The 18,063-nt window shown below is 67.0% G+C and carries 18 protein-coding genes and 1 pseudogene; 7 read left to right on the forward strand and 12 right to left on the reverse strand.

Translation table 11 applies throughout. The features are described 5' to 3' along the window. The first annotated feature begins 22 nt into the window (after positions 1 to 22). Entirely contained in the window at positions 23 to 1,426 is a 1,404-nt protein-coding gene (locus COA17_RS17275) for a short-chain fatty acyl-CoA regulator family protein (RefSeq protein ID WP_096614065.1), read from the forward strand. 72 nt (positions 1,427 to 1,498) lie between these two features. On the opposite strand, the pseudogene COA17_RS17280 reads toward COA17_RS17275, so the two are convergent. The 7 genes and pseudogenes from COA17_RS17280 to COA17_RS17310 form a co-directional block, all read right to left on the reverse strand. Continuing rightward, positions 1,499 to 2,535: pseudogene (locus COA17_RS17280) on the reverse strand (copper resistance protein B). Between the two features lie 68 nt (positions 2,536 to 2,603). After that, the gene (locus tag COA17_RS17285) at positions 2,604 to 4,367 is read right to left on the reverse strand and encodes a copper resistance system multicopper oxidase (protein ID WP_096614067.1); all 1,764 of its coding nucleotides are present in this window, start codon (positions 4,365 to 4,367) and stop codon (positions 2,604 to 2,606) included. Between the two features lie 170 nt (positions 4,368 to 4,537). Beyond that, positions 4,538 to 5,173, reverse strand: a complete 636-nt coding sequence (locus COA17_RS17290) for a CoA transferase subunit B (protein ID WP_096614069.1) — start codon at positions 5,171 to 5,173, stop codon at positions 4,538 to 4,540. Continuing rightward, a complete protein-coding gene (locus COA17_RS17295; RefSeq protein ID WP_096614071.1) occupies positions 5,173 to 6,144 on the reverse strand; it encodes a 5'-nucleotidase, lipoprotein e(P4) family in 972 nt (323 codons plus the stop codon). The genes COA17_RS17290 and COA17_RS17295 overlap by 1 nt, the downstream gene beginning before the upstream one ends. Continuing rightward, positions 6,144 to 6,854, reverse strand: a complete 711-nt coding sequence (locus tag COA17_RS17300; RefSeq protein ID WP_096614073.1) for a CoA transferase subunit A — start codon at positions 6,852 to 6,854, stop codon at positions 6,144 to 6,146. Before COA17_RS17300 ends, COA17_RS17295 begins: the two co-directional genes overlap by 1 nt. Positions 6,855 to 6,938: 84 nt before the next feature. Further along, the gene (locus COA17_RS17305) at positions 6,939 to 7,589 is read right to left on the reverse strand and encodes an HAD-IA family hydrolase (protein WP_066488827.1); all 651 of its coding nucleotides are present in this window, start codon (positions 7,587 to 7,589) and stop codon (positions 6,939 to 6,941) included. 34 nt (positions 7,590 to 7,623) lie between these two features. Beyond that, positions 7,624 to 8,544, reverse strand: a complete 921-nt coding sequence (locus COA17_RS17310; protein ID WP_096614075.1) for an SMP-30/gluconolactonase/LRE family protein — start codon at positions 8,542 to 8,544, stop codon at positions 7,624 to 7,626. Between the two features lie 89 nt (positions 8,545 to 8,633). Between COA17_RS17310 and COA17_RS17315 the strand changes: the two genes are divergently transcribed. Next, positions 8,634 to 10,280, forward strand: a complete 1,647-nt coding sequence (locus COA17_RS17315; RefSeq protein ID WP_096614077.1) for a thiamine pyrophosphate-binding protein — start codon at positions 8,634 to 8,636, stop codon at positions 10,278 to 10,280. Positions 10,281 to 10,358: 78 nt separating this feature from the next. Here COA17_RS17315 and COA17_RS17320 read toward each other — a convergent pair whose 3' ends face one another. Next, positions 10,359 to 10,541 (reverse strand): CsbD family protein, encoded by a 183-nt coding sequence (locus tag COA17_RS17320; protein WP_066491063.1) that lies wholly within the window; start codon positions 10,539 to 10,541, stop codon positions 10,359 to 10,361. Between the two features lie 76 nt (positions 10,542 to 10,617). Then, complete coding sequence (gene thiS, locus COA17_RS17325) at positions 10,618 to 11,613, reverse strand: sulfur carrier protein ThiS (RefSeq protein ID WP_082741073.1); 996 nt, start codon at positions 11,611 to 11,613, stop codon at positions 10,618 to 10,620. A 73-nt stretch (positions 11,614 to 11,686) separates the two neighbouring features. Here thiS and aroQ point away from each other — a divergent pair, with 73 nt between their 5' ends. From aroQ to accC, 3 genes are read left to right on the forward strand one after another with little or no spacing between them, the layout of a single operon-like run. Beyond that, positions 11,687 to 12,121 carry a type II 3-dehydroquinate dehydratase gene (gene aroQ, locus COA17_RS17330; RefSeq protein WP_066491061.1) on the forward strand — a complete coding sequence of 145 codons (435 nt, stop codon included), beginning with the start codon at positions 11,687 to 11,689 and terminating at the stop codon, positions 12,119 to 12,121. A gap of 36 nt (positions 12,122 to 12,157) precedes the next feature. After that, on the forward strand, positions 12,158 to 12,643 hold the full coding sequence (accB, locus tag COA17_RS17335; protein ID WP_096614079.1) for an acetyl-CoA carboxylase biotin carboxyl carrier protein: 486 nt from the start codon (positions 12,158 to 12,160) through the stop codon (positions 12,641 to 12,643). Positions 12,644 to 12,648: 5 nt separating this feature from the next. Beyond that, positions 12,649 to 13,998 carry an acetyl-CoA carboxylase biotin carboxylase subunit gene (gene accC / locus COA17_RS17340; RefSeq protein ID WP_096614081.1) on the forward strand — a complete coding sequence of 450 codons (1,350 nt, stop codon included), beginning with the start codon at positions 12,649 to 12,651 and terminating at the stop codon, positions 13,996 to 13,998. 394 nt (positions 13,999 to 14,392) lie between these two features. Here accC and COA17_RS17345 read toward each other — a convergent pair whose 3' ends face one another. Both COA17_RS17345 and COA17_RS17350 read right to left on the reverse strand, forming a co-directional pair. After that, a complete protein-coding gene (locus COA17_RS17345; RefSeq protein WP_007406871.1) occupies positions 14,393 to 15,223 on the reverse strand; it encodes an AAA family ATPase in 831 nt (276 codons plus the stop codon). Beyond that, positions 15,223 to 16,710 carry a Mu transposase C-terminal domain-containing protein gene (locus COA17_RS17350; protein WP_052811639.1) on the reverse strand — a complete coding sequence of 496 codons (1,488 nt, stop codon included), beginning with the start codon at positions 16,708 to 16,710 and terminating at the stop codon, positions 15,223 to 15,225. Before COA17_RS17350 ends, COA17_RS17345 begins: the two co-directional genes overlap by 1 nt. A 147-nt stretch (positions 16,711 to 16,857) precedes the next feature. On the opposite strand from COA17_RS17350, the gene COA17_RS17355 reads away from it, so the two are divergent. Then, entirely contained in the window at positions 16,858 to 17,451 is a 594-nt protein-coding gene (locus COA17_RS17355; protein WP_007406866.1) for a recombinase family protein, read from the forward strand. Continuing rightward, on the forward strand, positions 17,448 to 17,864 hold the full coding sequence (locus COA17_RS19150) for a hypothetical protein (protein WP_141397127.1): 417 nt from the start codon (positions 17,448 to 17,450) through the stop codon (positions 17,862 to 17,864). The genes COA17_RS17355 and COA17_RS19150 overlap by 4 nt, the downstream gene beginning before the upstream one ends. Here COA17_RS19150 and COA17_RS17360 read toward each other — a convergent pair. Further along, on the reverse strand, positions 17,857 to 18,063 hold a 207-nt coding region (locus COA17_RS17360), incomplete at its 5' end, for a transposase (RefSeq protein WP_176484950.1). The genes COA17_RS19150 and COA17_RS17360 overlap by 8 nt on opposite strands.

Genomic DNA, 18,063 nt, shown 5'->3' on the forward strand with positions numbered 1-18,063 from the left:
AATCTGCGAAGGATGCGAAGATATGGCGGCGCGCAAGGCATTCATCGGCGTCCGGCTGCGCCGGCTGCGCGAGGAGCGCCGGCTGAAACAGATCGAGCTTGCGCAGGCGCTCGGCATCTCGCCCAGCTATCTCAACCAGCTCGAACAGAACCAGCGTCCGCTGACCGTCCCGATCCTGCTGAAGCTCAACGCGGCCTTCGGGATCGACGTGCAGATGTTCTCCGAGGACGAGGAAGCGCGCCTGATGACCGACATCCGCGACGCGATCGCCGATGTGGAAGACGCGGTGTCGGTGGCCGAACTGCGCGAGCTGGCGACGAACATGCCCGCGGTGGGCCGCACGCTGGTCGCGCTGCATCGGCGGTATCGCGATGCGATCGAACGCGGTGATGCGATGGCCGCCGAACTGGGCGACGAATGGAGCATCGGGGACCGCGCCCGCCAGCCCTTCGAGCAGGTGCGGGACTTCTTCTACGCGCGCCACAACCATGTCGCGTTGCTGGATGAAGCAGCCGAACGCCTATACCGCGACGCGGGCCTCAGCCCGCGCACGATTCACGACGGCCTGAGCGCATGGCTGAAGGCGCGGCACGGGATCGCCGTGCTGACCGACGTCACCACCGCGCCGCGCCGCTTCGACCCGGTTGAACGGGCGCTCACCTTGTCGGCCTCGCTGACACCGGGCCAGCGCGTGTTCCAGATGGCGACCCAGCTCGCCTTCCTCGAACTGAGCCAGGCGATCGACGACCTTGCCGACGATCCGATCCTCGCCGATGCGGAGGCGCGCCGCCTCGGTCGGATCGGCCTCGCCAACTATTTCGCCGGGGCGCTGGTCCTGCCCTATGCCGACTTCCTCGCGGCGGCCGAAGCCGAACGGTACGATATCGAACGGCTGGGGCGGCGCTTCGGGGTCGGGTTCGAGACGGTGTGCCACCGCCTGTCGACGCTCCAGCGGCCGGGTGCGCGCGGCGTGCCCTTCTTCTTCGTCCGCGTGGATCGGGCGGGCAACATCTCCAAGCGGCAATCGGCCACCGACTTTCACTTCTCGCGCGTCGGCGGAACCTGCCCGCTGTGGAATGTCTATGAGGCGTTTGCCCAGCCTAGGCGGGTGCTGCGGCAGGTTGCGCAGATGCCAGACGGGCGCAGCTATCTATGGATCGCGCGAACGGTGACGAGCGGTTCGGCGGGCTTCGGTGAGGCCGAGAAAGTGTTCGCGATCGGGCTAGGCTGCGACCTGCGCCATGCGGGGCAACTCGTATATTCGCGCGGCCTCGATCTCACCGATCCTTCCTTCGCGACGCCGATCGGCGCCGGGTGCAAGGTATGCGAGCGTCCCGCCTGCCCGCAACGCGCGTTTCCGCCGATCGGGCGGCCGCTGACCATCGACGAGAACACCGCCGCCCCGGTTCCCTACCCCGTCACCTGACGCCCGCGCGCGGCCCCCAAGGCCGTCCATCATACGATGATGAGGCGGGATAGCGGGCCTCAATGTGCCGCTTCAGAACCAGGTCCGTACCCCGGCCACCACGCTGATCCCGCCGATCCCGCCCTCCCGATCCCGCGCCAGATCGGCGGTTTGGCCGAACCGCCGGTCCCACGATAGGCCGACATAGGGCGCGAATTCGCGTACCCGCTCGTAGCGCAGCCGCAACCCAAGCTCCATGTCGCTCAACCCAGATCCGATGCCTTGCGCGGGCATGTCCTGCGCGGCGACATTGGCTTCCAGCCGGGGCTGTAGCACCCAATATTGCGTGATCCGCTGATCATACCAGGCGGCGACGCGGGCCAGCGCGTCGCCTTGTCGGACAGGAACACCGCCGCCTCGACGTCGAACCAATATGGCGCCAGCCCCTCGACGCCGATGGTGGCGTAGCTGCGCGACGGGCCGGGGCGGATATCGTGGCGGATGCCCGCCTGCAGGTTCCAATAGGGATCGAGCGCGCGGCTGTAGAGCGCCTGCACCTCAGCCGTGTCGAGCGCGCCGCCGGCCTCCCCCTCCCCCTCGGTCTTGATCGTCAGCCGGTCGATATCGCCGCCGATCCATGCCTCGCCATCCCAGCGATAGCCGTCCCGGCCGCGGCGCGCCTGATATTCGGCCAGGTTCACGATCACCTGCGCGAAGGTCATCCCGCCATGTTCGCGGCGCATCGCCTGGTCGGCCTCCCGCATCGCCGCGGCGCCATAGACGCGCTCGGCCAGCAGCCCCGGTTGCGCGGGCGGCGCGGCGGCATCGCCGGGCGGCAGGTCGGTTCCCGCCGCCGGTGCATCACCGCCCTGCGGAGCGCGCCCCATCGCCATGCCGGGCATCGCGGACATGTCATGCCCATGGTGCGGGTCGGCGGCAGGGGCGATTTCCGGCATCGCGGACATATCGTGCCCCACATGCGGATCGGGCGCAGCGGCCGGGCGGGTCGGCAACGCGCGGCGGGGCTGCGGCGCCGGCCGGCGCGGCTTCGCCTTCGCTGCCGGTTTCGCCTTCGGCGCCGGCATCGTCATGCCGGGCATAGTCATCCCCGGCATCATGCGATGGTCCATCGTCTGCGCGCCGGCTGGAAGCGCCAGCACCAGCGCGAGGGGAACGACCCCGATCGCCCGGCGCGCCGTCACGCCCCCACCCCCGCCGGCGCGCGAACCTGCACCACCTGCATCATCCCCGCGTGCATGTGGTACAGCATGTGGCAGTGGAACGCCCAGTCACCTTCGTTGGCGGTCACGTCCCAGCTCACCGTGCCGCCCGGCTGGACGATCACCGTATGCTTGCGCGGCGCATAAGCGCCATGCCCGGTGACCAGTTCGAAGAAATGACCGTGCAGGTGGATCGGGTGCCCCATCATTGTGTCGTTGACCAATGTCACGCGCACCCGCTCGCCCGCCAGGAAGGGGATCGGCGCCGTCACTTCCGACAGCTTGCGGCCGTCGAACGACCACATGTAGCGTTCCATGTTGCCGGTCAGGTGGATTTCCAGCGACCGCGACGGCGCACGCACGTCGGGGTTGCGCTCCAGCGCGATCAGGTCGCGATAAGTGAGGACGCGGTGCCCCGCATCCTCCAGGCCCTGTCCCGGATCGCCGGTACGGTCGACCGGCATGGGGGAGATGGTCTGTACCCCCGGCCCCTTGCGCACCCCCGGGGCGTTCGCGAATTCGCGCATGTCATGCTTCATCGCGCCCGCCGCCGGGGGCGCGCGATGAAGCATGCCCGACATCGCGCCATGGCCCATCCCCGCCATCGCGCCGTGCGCCGACATGTCCATTCCCATGTCGCGCATCGTCGCCACCGGTCGCCGCCTCAGCGCCGGCACCGGGGCCACCATCCCCACGCGCGGCGCCAGCGTGGCACGCGCCATGCCCGACCGGTCGACGCTTTCCCCCACCAGCGTATAGGCGTGATCCGCGTCGGGGGTGACGATCAGGTCGTAGGTTTCGGCGACGCCGATCTGCAGCTCGTCGACGTCCACCGGGCGCACGTTCATCCCGTCCGCCTGCACCACCGTCAGCGCAAGGCCCGGGATCCGCACGTTGAAGGTCGTCATCGCCGATGCGTTGATGACGCGCAGCCGCACCCGCTCGCCGGCGCGAAACAGCCCGGTCCAATTGTCGCGCGGGCCATGGCCATTGACCAGATAGGTGTAGGTGGAACCGGTCACGTCCGCGATGTCGGTCGGGTCCATCCGCATCGCGCCCCACGCCAGCCGGTCCGCCAGCTTCTGGTCGCGGCCCGCCAGCAAACCGGCCAGCGTCTGCTGCTGGCGGTTGAAGTAACCGGCCTGCTGCTTCAGCTTCGCGAACAGGCGGTGCGGGTGAAGCGGCGTGTGATCGGACAGCATGACGACATGCTCGCGATCGGCGCGCACCGGATCGTCGCCCTTGGGGTCGATGATGAGCGGCCCATACAGGCCCGATTGCTCCTGAAGCCCGGAATGGCTGTGATACCAATAGGTGCCGGCCTGAACGACCGGGAATTCGTAGGTGAAGGTGCGCCGCTTCGCGATCCCAGGGAAGGAGACGCCCGGCACGCCATCCATGTGCGAGGGCACCAGCAGCCCGTGCCAGTGCAGCGACGTCTCCTCGTCGAGCGCGTTTTCGACATGCAGCCGCACCGTCTGCCCTTCGCGCAGGCGGATCAGCGGCGCGGGGGCGCTGCCGTTGATGCCGATCGCATGGCCGGTGCGGCCGTCTATGGTCATCATCTGATGCGCGATACGCAGCCGGATATCCTCGCCCGATACCGTCGGTAACGTGGCGATGGTACCGACCCCCTCCGACACGCTCTGCGCCCAGCCCGGCCACCCTGCCAGCAGTGCCGCCCCGCCCCCGGCCATACCGCCCCGGCGCAGCAGCTGGCGACGATCGAGAACCTGCGGCATCTGTAGTTTCCCGAAAAACGCGCCCGCAATCGCCGGCAGCGACGCGCATGTAGAATGACGGGAAGATGACGGCCAGAGGCGTCGCATCACGCCGGATGAGAGGTACTTACCCGAACGCCAGACCGTTCGCCCCTCTCACGAACGGTCGAAGGCGATCGACCGACCCGCCATCACGCCAGATAATCGGCCGTCGTCTTGGCGCGCACTTCGTCCGCGGTGACCCCCGGCGCCAGTTCGATCAGGCGGAACGGCGACTGGTGATCCGGCCGCTGGAACACCGCCAGGTCGGTGACGATCATGTCCACCACGTTGCGCCCGGTCAGCGGCAGCGTGCATTCGGGGATGAACTTCGGGCTGCCGTCCTTGGCGTTATGTTCCATGACGACGATGATCTTCTTGACCCCCGCGACCAAGTCCATCGCGCCGCCCATGCCCTTGATCATCTTGCCGGGGATCATCCAGTTGGCGATGTCGCCGTTCTGCGCCACTTCCATCGCGCCCAGCACGGTCAGGTCGATGTGGCCGCCGCGGATCATCGCGAAGCTCTGCTCCGATCCGAAATAGGCGCTTTGCGGTAGTTCGCTGATCGTCTGCTTGCCCGCATTGATCAGGTCGGCATCCACCTCGTCGTCATAGGGGAACGGGCCGATGCCCAGCATCCCGTTCTCCGACTGCAGCGTGACCGTCATCCCCTCGGGAATGTTGTTCGCCACCAGCGTCGGGATACCGATGCCCAGGTTGACGTAATAGCCGTCGCGCAGTTCCTTCGCCGCGCGTGCCGCCATGCCGTTGCGATCCCAACCCATCACTTCGCTCCTCCGGCGGGAACGCCATCGTCCCAGCGCCTGTCCTTCGGAAATGTCTCGTCCCACCCGGTGCCCAGCCCGGTGCCGTAGACGGGATTGGGCAGCACGAACCAGCCCGCCCCCCATTTCGCCCTGATCGCATCGACACTGGCCAGCGCGCGGCGTCCCAGCGCGGGCGCCGGGCCGGGCGGGTTGAACAGGTCGGCGAAATCGCCCAGTTGGTCCCCAGCCATCGCCAGCACGCAGTAACGCGCCGCGATCGCCTGCCGCCGCCCGTCCTTGCCCGATGCGCCGTCGACATCGCCCTTCAGGAACAGCGTCTCGCCGTGCGTGAAGTCGCCCAGTCCGGCGTTCTTCAGCGCGCGGGCGGTATCGGCGGCGTGGGCGGCGGAGCGGTTGGTGTTGATGACCATCGTCACGCCCAGCGCACGCAGCGCCCGGAACGCGGCGACCGCACCGGGCAGCGGCGACACCTTGTCCGCGCCGCCTTGCTCCCAGCGATCCCACCGCTTCGGGTCGTATCCCTGCCCGGTGCGCGCGTCGTTATATTCGTAGCCCAGGTTCAGGACGACGGTCTCGTCCATGTCCAGCACCACCGCGGGCGGCAGGGTCCCGCAGGGCAGCATGTCCACCATCCCGGCGGTCGCGCCCGGCGCCAGCACCGCCGATCGCGGCCAGCGCGGCATCGTTCCCGCCGCGCGCTGGCTGGGCAGGCGGCCGCGCGCATCTCGCGCCTTGTCCAGCACGCCGCGCACGTAAGCGACCATGCCGTTATACGCCTGCTCCGACAGCGCCGCCGCCTCGGCCGATCCGTACAGATACGCCATGCCCGGCGGCACCAGATCGCCCGGCTTCTGCGCCTGTGTCAGCATGGTCACCGATGGCGGCTGCGGATCGGCGGGCGGCAGCGCGCGCGTCGCGCATCCTGCCAGCAGCGCCGCGACACCGATCAGACCAGCGGCCGCCCGCATCACGCCGCCTCGGGCCGCGGGCGCGTCATGCGGAATTCGATCTTCTTGTCGTACGGCGCGCCGACGATCATCCGCTTCACATAGATGCCGGGCAGATGGATGTGATCGGGGTCCAGGCTACCGACCGGCACCACCTCCTCCACCTCCGCGACGCACACCTTGCCCGCGGTCGCCATCGGCTGGTTGAAGTTGCGTGCGGTCTTGCGGAAGATCAGGTTCCCGCTCTCGTCCGCCTTCCAGCCCTTGATGATCGACAGATCGGCGCGGATGCCGCGCTCCAGGATATATTCCTCCCCGTCGAAGGTCTTCACTTCCTTACCCTCGGCCACCAGCGTGCCGACGCCGGTCTTGGTGTAGAAGCCCGGGATGCCCGCGCCGCCCGCGCGGCACCGCTCCGCCAGCGTGCCCTGCGGGCAGAATTCCACCTCCAGCTCGCCCGACAGATACTGGCGTTCGAACTCCTTGTTCTCGCCGACGTAGCTGGAGATCATCTTCTTCACCTGCCGCGTGCGCAGCAGCTTGCCCAGCCCCTCGCCGTCGATCCCGGCGTTGTTGCTGGCAATCGTCAGGCCCGTGGTGCCCGCCGCCTGGATCGCGTCGATCAGCCGTTCGGGGATGCCGCACAGCCCAAACCCGCCGGCGCAGATCGTCATCCCGTCGAACAGCAGGCCGTCGAGCGCCGCCGCGGCATCCGGATAGAGCTTCTTCACGCGCCTCACCCTCCCTAACTGCGGGGCACGACTAGCCGCGCGCCGCGCCCGCCGCAAGCGAAGCTGAACCGACTTTCAACTTCGTCAGAAATGCCCCGGCGCGATCTCCAGCGCGGCGCACAGTGCGTCCAGCGCCTGCCTTTCTCCCGTCACCTTAATCGCGATCATCCCCAGTCCGGCGGCGGGTTTGCAGTTGATGCCCAGGTCATCCAGGTACACGCATCGCTCCGGCGCAACGCCCAGCGTCTGGCACATCATCGTGTAGATGCGCGGGTCCGGCTTGCGGATGCCGACCTTGCTCGATTCGATCACATGGTCGAACCGCTCCAGCACCGCCGCCACTGCCGCGGCCTTCTCGATCGTCCGCGCCATTCCGGCCCCCTCGCCCGCAGGAACGTTGTTGGTGATGCAGCCGATCCGGTATCCCTCGCGCTTCAGCCAGTCGAGCGCATGGACCATGCCCGGGCGGATATCCCCCGCCAGCAGCGCCAGCACATCCTCCCCACGCAATTCGTGCCCCAGCGCGCGCGCCTCCTCGGCAAAGGCGCTGTCGAAGCCAGCCGCGTCGATCTCCGCCCGCTCGAACCTGGCCCAGGCATTGTCGTCCGGATTGGTCGCGTTGATCCGCCGCACCAGATCGTGCGGCAGCCCGCGTTCGCGCTCCATGCGGTTGAACGCCTCGAACGGGGACGACGTGATGACGCCGCCGAAATCAAAGATCACGGTATCGCGCATTGAAACTCCTTGAGGATCGGTTTGCCCGGCAGGGTCAGTATCGCAGGGTGAGGCCCGGCCGCGCCCAGCGCGTCTTCACCAGTTTCCCGCTGCCGGACAGCGTAATGTAGGCATCGCGCATGTCGTCCCCGCCGAAACAGATATTGGTGGTGAAGATGTCGGGTGTGGCGACGAACTCGACCAGCTCTCCGTCGGGCGAGATGACGCTGATCCCGCTTTCCCCGATCGTCGCGACGCAGATGTTGCCGCCCGCCTCCATCCCCAGCGAATCGAAGAACTTGTAGCCCGCGGGGCGGTACAGCGGGATGCCCGGTCCGCCCGGACCGGCATCGGGCGCGACCTTGCCCGGCGCCGTGACGTTGAACTTCATCAGCCGGCAGGTGTAGGTTTCCGCGGCGTACAGAACGCTGCCGTCCGGCGACAGACCGACGCCATTGGGGTTATTCGACGGGAACACCACTTCCTCGATGAAGCTGCCGTCCGCGTGCGCGTAGAAGATGCCGACGATGTCGTGGCAGCGCGCGGCGTAATCGACCTTGCCGTGATCGGTGAACCAGAACCCGCCATGCGCATCGAACACGATATCGTTCGGGCCGCGCAGCGTGACGCCATGGTCGCCGCTCCTGTACAGCACCTCGACCGCGCCGGTTGCGGGGTCGATCCGCTCGATCCGTCCGCCCGAATAGTCTTTCGCGATGCCGTGCGGGGCCAGCATGTCGCCGCTCTCGACCCAGTCGAACCCGCCGTTGTTGCAGCAATACAGCATTCCGTCCGGCCCCAGTGCGAGGCCATTGGGGCCGCCACCCGGCTCCGCAACGGTCTGTTTGCTGCCATCGGGGCGGATCCGGGTGAGTTTCCCAGACGCGATCTCCACCAGGATAATGCTGCCGTCCGGCATCACCACCGGCCCTTCCGGGAAGCGCAACCCGTCCGCCACCAGCTCGAAGTCGGCCATCACCCTCTCCTCACCTTATTGTCTTTGCACCACGATCGACCAACCGCCGCCCCTTCGCAAGGCTTGTCGATGCGGCTACACCATGCCGCATGGAGAGCAAACGCACCGGCGGCCATGTTCTGGTCGACAATCTCGTCGCGCAAGGGTGCGACCGGATCTTCACCGTGCCGGGGGAAAGCTTCCTCGCGGTGCTCGATGCCCTGCACGATACGCCCGCGATCGACGTGGTGACGTGCCGCCAGGAAGGCGGCGTCACCTTCATGGCCTGCGCCGACGGGACGTTGACGCACCGTCCCGGCATCGCCTTCGTCACGCGCGGACCGGGGGCGACCAACGCCGCGATCGGCGTGCATGTCGCGATGCAGGATTCGCAGCCGATGATCCTGTTCATCGGCGACGTCGACCGCGCCACCCGCGACCGCGAGGCGTTTCAGGAGATCGACTTTACCGCGATGTTCGCACCGATCGCCAAATGGGCGGCGCGGATCGACGATGCGCGGCGCATCCCGGAATATGTCGCCCGCGCCTATGCCACCGCAATGAACGGCCGCCCCGGCCCGGTGGTGCTCGCGCTGCCCGAGGATATGTTGCTGGACGAGGTGGCCGCGGTCGACCGCGCCCGCGTCGAGCGCATCGCGCAGGCGGTGGACGCCGATGCGCTGGATCACCTGCGCGACCTGATGGTCACCGCCGAACGTCCCGTCGCGATCGTCGGCGGGGCCGGCTGGGACGCGACCGCCGCAGGCGCCTTTGCCGTATGGGCCACCCATGCCGGCGTCCCCGTGGTCGCTGCATTCCGCAGGCAGGACGCCGTTCCCAACGACTGCCCCGCCTATGCCGGCAACCTGGGCTACGGCCCCAACCCCGCGGTGCTGGCGCACGTGCGGGAGGCGGACCTGTTGCTGGTGGTCGGCGCGCGACTGGGGGAGGCGACGACCGACGGCTACACGCTGGTAACGCCCGATCACCCAGGCCAGCGGCTGGTCCATGTCCATCCCGACCCGGACGAGCTTTACCGCACCTATGCCACCGATCTGGCAATCTGCGCCGGGATGGCGGAATTCGCCGAGGCGCTGCTGCCGATCGACGGACCGGTGGTGTCGCATACCGCCGCGGCGCACGATGCCTATCGCGAATGGACCACCGCCCGCCCCCGCGAAGGCGTGACCCTCGACCTTGGCCCGTGCGTCGCGGCGATGCGCGCGCGGTTGCCGGCGGACACGATCATCTGCAACGGCGCGGGCAATTTTTCCGGCTGGTGGCATCGTTACTGGCGCTATGCCGGGCCTGGGACCCAGTTGGCGCCGACCGCCGGGGCGATGGGCTATGGCGTGCCCGCCGCGGTCGCGGCGGCGCTGCGCCGGCCGGGGCGGATGGTCGTGGCGGTCGCGGGTGATGGCGATTTCCTGATGAACGGACAGGAACTGGCCACCGCGGTCCAGCATCGCGCCGACATGCTGGTGATCGTCGTCGACAACGGCGCCTATGGCACGATCCGCATGCATCAGGAGCGCGAGTTTCCGGGTCGCCCGTGCGCCACGCAGCTCGCCAATCCGGACTTTGCCGCGCTCGCCCGCGCCTATGGCGGATGGGGGGAGACGGTTGAGACGACTGCCGCCTTCGCTCCCGCGCTGGACCGCGCGATGGAGCAGGCCGGACTGCGACTGCTCCATTGCAAGACCGATGTCGAGCAGATCACGGCCGGGACCACGCTGACCGCGATCCTCAACCGCTGACCAACCGACAGCAAAAGGGCCGCCCCGTGGTACGGAGCGGCCCCATCCTTCCGGTGCGACCCGAAGGAAAACGACAAGTCAGATATCGTCGCCGAGCGCGCCCTTGACCTTGCCCTTGAACTGTTCGCCCTTGCCCTGCGCCTGCTGCGCCTGGCCCTCGGCCTTCAGGCTTTCGTCATGGTTGTGATCGCCAAGGGCTTCCTTCGCCTTGCCGACCATCTCGTTGACATTGCCCTTGATCTTGTCGACCAGCTCGCCCATCGCCTTACTCCGTTACTGGCTGTTGAACCTATACAGCCAGAACGGCGGGCGACGCGGGTTGTTCCGCCAAAATGACCTAGATCAAACCGGCCAAGGGGCTGGACGGGTCGGCATAGCGACGCTGCCCCATGCGCCCCGCGCGATAGCTCATTCGCCCCGCCTCCACCGCCGACTTCATAGCCGCGGCCATCAGCACCGGGTCCTTCGCCTCGGCGATGGCGGTGTTCATCAGCACCCCGTCGCAGCCCAGCTCCATCGCCACCGCCGCATCCGAGGCGCAGCCGACGCCGGCGTCGACCAGCACCGGCACGTTCGCGCCCTCCACGATCAGGCGGATCGTCACGCGATTCTGGATGCCCAGCCCCGAACCGATCGGCGCGCCCAGCGGCATGATCGCGACCGCGCCGGCTTCCTCCAGCTGCTTCGCCGCGATCGGATCGTCGACGCAATAGACCATCGGCTTGAAGCCTTCGCGCACCAGCACCTCGGTCGCCTTCAGCGTCTCGCGCATGTCGGGATAGAGCGTGCGCGCCTCGCCCAGCACCTCCAGCTTGACGAGGTCCCAGCCCCCCGCCTCGCGCGCCAGCCGCAAGGTACGGATCGCGTCGTCGGCGGTGAAGCAGCCGGCGGTGTTCGGCAGATAGGTGACCTTCTTCGGATCGATATAATCCGTCAGCATCGGCGCGTTCGGATCGCTGACGTTGACGCGCCGCACGGCGACGGTGACGATCTCCGCGCCCGACGCCTCCAGCGCGGCGGCGTTCTGCGCGAAATCCCTGTACTTGCCGGTGCCGACGATCAGCCGCGACCGGAAGGTGCGCCCGGCGACGGTCCAGGTGTCCGCATCGTGATCGCCGCCGCCGACAAAGTGGACGATCTCCAGCTCGTCGCCGTCCTCGACGATCACCTGCGCTAGCGTGGAGCGCGGCACGACCTCCAGATTGCGTTCCACCGCGACCTTTTCGGGCACCAGCCCCAGCGACTGCGCCAGGTCCGCGATGGAAAGGCCGGCGTGCACGCGCTTGTGCTCGCCGTTCACGGTGATGGTGATGGTGCCGTCGCTGTGGGTCATGCGCGTCATCTAGGGTCGCCGGGCGGGCGGGGCAACGTTGCGCTGCGCCGCGGACGGTGCGATGGCTGCGCACATGAGCGATACCGTCTTCGTCCTCAACGGCCCGAACCTGAACCTGCTCGGCACGCGCGAGCCGGAGATCTACGGCCACGACACGCTGGACGATATCGCCGGCGCGCTGGAGGACCGGGCGCGCGAACTGGGGCTGGCGATCGACATGCGCCAGTCCAACCACGAAGGGCATCTGGTCGACTGGCTGCACGAGGCGCAGGCATATGACGCACGCGCCGTGATCCTGAACGCCGGCGCTTTCACGCACACGTCGATCGCGGTGCACGACGCGATCAAATCGATCCGCACCCCGGTGATCGAGGTGCATCTGTCCAACCCGCACACGCGGGAGGAATTCCGCCACACCTCGTTCGTGGGACGCGCGGCAAAGGGCAGTATCGCCGGGTTCGGCGCTTTGTCGTATATGCTCGCGCTTGAAGCAGCGGCCCGCTTCTGACAGGAGGCGCGCCCTAATCTAGGGGAATGGGGTCGCATGACCGACAACAACAATCCGGGCGCGATGCAGGTCGATGTCGATCTGGTCCGCCAGCTTGCCCAGCTGCTCGACGCCACGCAGCTGACCGAAATCGAAGTAGAGGACGGAGATCGCAGGATCCGCGTCGCGCGCAAGGCCGCCGCGGTCACCGCGCCGGTCCATTACGCGCCGGCACCCGCCGCGCCCGCACCGGCCGCCGGCGGCAGCGCGCCGCAGGTCGACGTCGCCGGACCGTCGGCGCCGTCGGATGCCAATGCTGTCCGCTCGCCGATGGTCGGCACGGTCTATCTGGCCGCCGAACCAGGCGCCAAGCCGTTCGCCAGCGTCGGGCAGAGCGTGGCGGCGGGCGACACGCTGCTGATCGTCGAGGCGATGAAGGTGATGAACCCGATCGTCGCGCCGAACGCGGGCGTGGTGAAGGCGGTGCTGGTCGAGAACGGCCAGCCGGTCGAGTTCGACCAGCCGCTGGTCGTCGTCGAGTAAGCGGCGTGGCGCAGATCAAGAAGCTGCTGATCGCCAACCGCGGCGAAATCGCCCTGCGCATCCACCGTGCGTGCCGCGAAATGGGGATCAAGACCGTCGCGGTCCATTCCACCGCCGACGCCGATGCGATGCACGTGCGGCTGGCGGACGAGGCGATCTGCATCGGCCCGCCGGCGGCGACCGACAGCTATCTGAACATCCCGAACATCATATCCGCGGCGGAAATCTCCGGCGCGGACGCCATCCATCCCGGCTACGGCTTCCTCAGCGAGAATGCCAAGTTCGCCGAGATCGTCGAGCTGCACAACCTGATCTTCGTCGGTCCGAAGCCCGAGCATATCCGGGTGATGGGCGACAAGGTGGAGGCCAAGCGCACCGCCGGCGCGCTGGGCCTGCCGCTGGTGCCCGGCTCGGACGGCGCGATCAGCGACGTGGCCGAGGCAAAGGCGCTGGCCGAACGGATCGGCTATCCGGTCATCATCAAGGCCGCCAGCGGCGGCGGCGGGCGCGGCATGAAGGTGTGCCAGTCCGCCGACCAGCTCGAAACGCTGATGCAGCAGGCCGGGACCGAGGCGAAGGCGGCGTTCGGCGATGCCACCGTCTATATGGAAAAGTACCTCGGCAATCCGCGGCACATCGAATTCCAGATCTTCGGCGACGGCAACGGCAACGCCATCCACCTGGGCGAGCGCGACTGTTCGCTCCAGCGCCGCCACCAGAAGGTGCTGGAGGAGGCGCCCTCCCCGGTCATTTCCGCCGACGAGCGCGAGCGGATGGGCGGGATCGTCGCCAGGGCGATGGCCGACATGGGCTATCGCGGCGCGGGAACGATCGAGTTTCTCTGGGAGGACGGCGAATTCTACTTCATCGAGATGAACACCCGTTTGCAGGTGGAGCATCCGGTGACCGAGGCGATCACCGGGCTGGACCTGGTGCGCGAGCAGATCCGCGTCGCGGAGGGGCACCCGCTGACGCTGCGGCAGGAGGACGTGATCTTCCGCGGCCATGCGATCGAATGCCGCATCAATGCCGAGGATCCGCGCACCTTCGCGCCCTCCCCCGGGCTGGTGAAGCAGTACCATGCGCCGGGCGGGATGCACGTGCGCGTCGATTCGGGGCTGTACGCCGGGTACAAGGTGCCGCCGTACTATGACAGCATGATCGCCAAGCTGATCGTCTACGGCACGACGCGCGAAGGCGCGCTGCGCCGGTTGCGCCGCGCGCTGGAGGAATTCGTGATCGAGGGGATGAAGACCACCATCCCGCTGCACCAGGCGTTGCTGGACGATCCCGAGTTCCGCGAAGGGCAATATACGATCAAGTGGCTGGAGGAATGGCTGGCGCGGCAGGACTAGCCGCGTCACCATCGCCCGCGAATGTTGCGAATGTTGAGACGCCGCGCGGTTTTTTCGGCGAATGTGGGCGCGTGCGTGTCGCCAGAGTGTCGCGTCACGGGCGCGACCGAGCGCGGGCGGACGGCGTCGGTTCACGGCGAGGCTGGACGGTGAGAAGGAACGTCCGCCGATCATGCCGGATCGCGGCGGTGTAGGACAGGGTTTGGTGCGGTAAGCGGAGCGCACACCCCGCGTGACGAAGCGCGCTTTCGCACAGACGCGGCTTCCCGTTTCCCCGTCTCTACCGATCGGTTTCGGGAAAGTGGGATCGGGAACAGGTTTTGGGAAAGCGATGTGCGTGGGAATTCTTGCGGCGTGATGTGGCTTTCAGCGGTAAATGTCACGAATGTCAGCACTAGGTGACGCCGATGACGAGGGTGCTGCGGGCGGCTTCCACGACATCCTCGCTGATGGTTGCGAGGCCGTTGATCTTCAGCACGCGCTCGATCTGCACGAACAGGCGGTGCAGTAGCCGGAAATTGCCACCTGTGATCCGAACGATGGCCGCGACCGCTTGCGCGTCGGTGAAATCGGCGTCGTCGAGGGCAAGGCCGAGGTCGCGCCAGCGGCGGGTCAGCACGAAGGTCAGCTCCGCATCCTGCAACGGCCGATATTGGTGGGCGAAGCCGACCCGGCTGAAGAGCTGGGGATAGCGCGCCATGCGCTTTTCGATACCGGGCATCCCGATCAGGATGAGCCCGATCCCCTGCCGATCGAACACGTCACGCATGTATTCCAGCGCCGTCGTCGACAGGCGCTCGGCTTCATCGACGATCACCATTTCGACGTAGCGGGTATGACGACTGACATAACGGACCTGTCCGACTTTCTGAGGCCGGACGTGTTCGTCGATGCAATGGTCCACTCGGTCGAGCAGCCGGGGCAGATCCTGCCGCAGTTCGCGCAACGTGCTGCCGACCGAAGGTGTGTAGAAAACCGCACGTGCCTGAGCGAGGTGGGCATAGATTTCCAGGTCGGATGGATCGCGTGGTCCCCAAACGGTGAGCAGGGGCGCAGCCTTGTGCCATCGGGCATACCGGCAGGCCGAGAGCGTTTTGCCGACGCCCGCTGGGCCATGACACAGGCCGATGTAGCGATGCTTCCGAACGGCGTCGGCGAACTCGATGAAGCGGCGGTGCTCTTGGGTCGAGATGAAGCTGGTCGCGCGCGTACTGCCGGCGGTCATCAGTCGCCCTCATAATAGGTGCGTAGCTTCGGCCGGCTTGGTGGCGGCGCCGGAGTCGCTGCGGAGACCGGCGCCAATTCAGGCAATCGCGCCGGTTTCGCGATCGGAGCCGGAGTGCGCAGGATCGCTGGAAGATAGTCTATAACGCTCGATTGCTTCTCCCTGATCTCCTGCCGCAGGCGACGCCGATGCGCGATCCGCGCCGCCTGGATGTCCTTTAGGGTGACACTGTTCGCGGCATGATCCGCATCGATCGCCCGGCACAGGAACACGTTGCGATGGAACACGCGGACTTCGCCCATGTCGCGGGGGTCGTAGCGGATCGTCACCGGCTCGCCGACGTAGGCTGCCAGCGTCGGATCGAAGTAGCGCAATCCCTCGAAGCGGATGCCGTCGCGGTGAACGGTGCGGGGCTTGGCGACCATGACCAGCAGCATGTCCAGTTCGGCAAGCGTCTCCGGCATCCGGGGCAACCAGCCATCGCCCCGCCATGCGGCTATCGGTGCCGCCCCGATCGAACGGTGGGGACGCGCATTATAGGTCGAGATGATCCAGGCGCCGATCGCCGCGTCCAGTTCGGCCAGTGAAAGGGCCGGTGGGGATACCGTCTTGCCGGCGCGCAGGTTGCCGGGGAGTTCGGCCAGCAGTTCGGTGTTGATGGTCCGGAACAGCCGCTCGATCTTGCCACGCCCCTGCGGACGGGCGACGGCTGAGTAGATCAGCCTGATACGCAGATCGGCCGCGGCCTGTTCGAGGTGGAGGCTGGTGAAGTCCGATCCGTGATCGACGTGCAGCACATCGGGAATGCCGCACACCGGCCATGCCGGATCGGCCTTGCGCCAGATGGCCTGGCGCAGCGCGAGCGACGTATTGAGCGCGGATGGCGCGCCGAGAAACACCATGTAGCCTGCGATCACGCGGGAATGATCGTCCACCACCGTCGTCAGCCACGGCCGTGTCGGCCTGCCACGAGCATCGAGGATGAGGATGTCGAGTTCGGTGTGGTCGGCCTGCCAGATCGCGTTCGGGCGATCGGCGCGATGACGATGGACCATCTCGTATTTGTCGCGGAAAGCGGCAGCGCCCTCATGCGCGAGCGTCAGCATCGCAGGATCGATCCGGCGCACGATATCGCGAACGCTGCCGTAGGACGGCGTGTGCCATCCATATTCGCTAGCGACATGCACAACGCGACGATGGATGGTTGCGATCGAGGCCGGCGGCTTCGTCAGCGCCATGCCCTGGATCAGTTGGACCAGACCGTCCGGGAACGTCCGTGTGCCAGCTTCCGGACGAAGCGGCCGCGCGAGGCCCATTGGACCGTTGGCGGTATAGCGAGCGAGCCATCGCTGGACGGTGCGCAGCGAAACACCGGCATCGGCCGCGACTTTGGCCAGCGACGCGCCACCATGCAGATGGGCGCGAAGTGCCGCCATTCGCCGCGCCACCTCCGCGCCTCCTGTCTCCGATCTTCGACCATCCGCCATGGTGATCGCCCCCTGTCCGATAGAGGATCGTTCAGCGGACTCGGCCGGTCGATCTCCAACAGCACGGAAAGCGGCCGAAAGCCGAGTCTCACATAGATGGTACCATATGTTTTGCGGTGATGGGGCCTTATACGTTACACTCCGGCTATGACGCACACGCTGATCGGCTATGCCCGCTGCTCGACCGACAAACAGGACCTTGCCGCCCAGCATGACGCGCTGCTCAAGCTCGGGGTGGCGGCCGATCGCATCTACACCGACAAGGGGCTCACCGGCACGAACCGGGATCGCCCCGGCCTCGACCAAGCACTAGCCGCAGTACGAAGCGGCGACACGCTGGTAGTGCCCAAGCTTGACCGGCTCGCGCGATCAGTTCCGGACGCGCGCGCGATCGGGGACGGCCTTGCTGCCCGTGGGGTGAAGCTACAGCTTGGTGCCAGCGTCCACGATCCGGCTGACCCGATGGGTAAGCTGTTCTTCAACATCCTTGCCACCTTTGCCGAGTTCGAGGCGGACCTCATCAAGCTCCGCACCCGCGAGGGCATGGCGGTCGCCCGCGCTAAGGGGAAGCTGCGTGGGAAGAAGCCCAAGCTGTCCGATCGGCAGCAGAAGGAGCTTCGTCGCATGTACGATACCGACGACTACTCGATCAGCGACCTCGCCGAGCTGTTCTCGATTTCCCGGCCGACCGTTTATCGAACGCTCGGCAGGCATGCTGCCACAGCGGCGGCAGCGGCATGAATCTCACCGAACAACAAGATGCGAGTAGTGCTCGCCGCTTCGACTTCATCCTTCGCCAAGGGCTGTGGCTGGTTTCACTTCTAGCATCCATCACGCTGCCCGTTGTTTACTTTTCACGTCCGTTTGCGCCGGTTACACCCGGCCTCACCAGTATTCTCGGTTGGGGTAGCCTCTTAGGCGTGATAGCTGGCTTGGGGGCTGCGGCTTTTTATGTTCCTCTGATGCGGCGTCAGTCTACCATTGGCCGCATCGGTTATTGGCTTACCTCGGCCATGATGGGTGCTTTCGCCGGTTGGGCAGCACTGGGTCTGCTGAATGACCGTGGTGGCACCCCTCTCGGAGATGTCGAACTGCCGATCGCCCGGGGACTGTCAGGAATTTTGTGCGGGAGGCCGGTTACCGTCATTAGATGACGAAGCGCTCACCGAAGATTACGGCGAACTGACTTTTGGCCTCACCCCATTCGCGCGGTGGGCGCTTCCATTCGTCCGCCGCGTGATTGAGCACGAGATATAACAGCTTCATCGCGGCATCGTCACCGGGGAAATGGCCGCGGGTACGGACGGCACGGCGAACCTTCGAATTCAGGGCCTCGATGGCGTTCGTAGTGTA

This window comes from Sphingomonas ginsenosidimutans (genome assembly GCF_002374835.1).
Taxonomy (GTDB): domain Bacteria; phylum Pseudomonadota; class Alphaproteobacteria; order Sphingomonadales; family Sphingomonadaceae; genus Sphingomonas; species Sphingomonas ginsenosidimutans.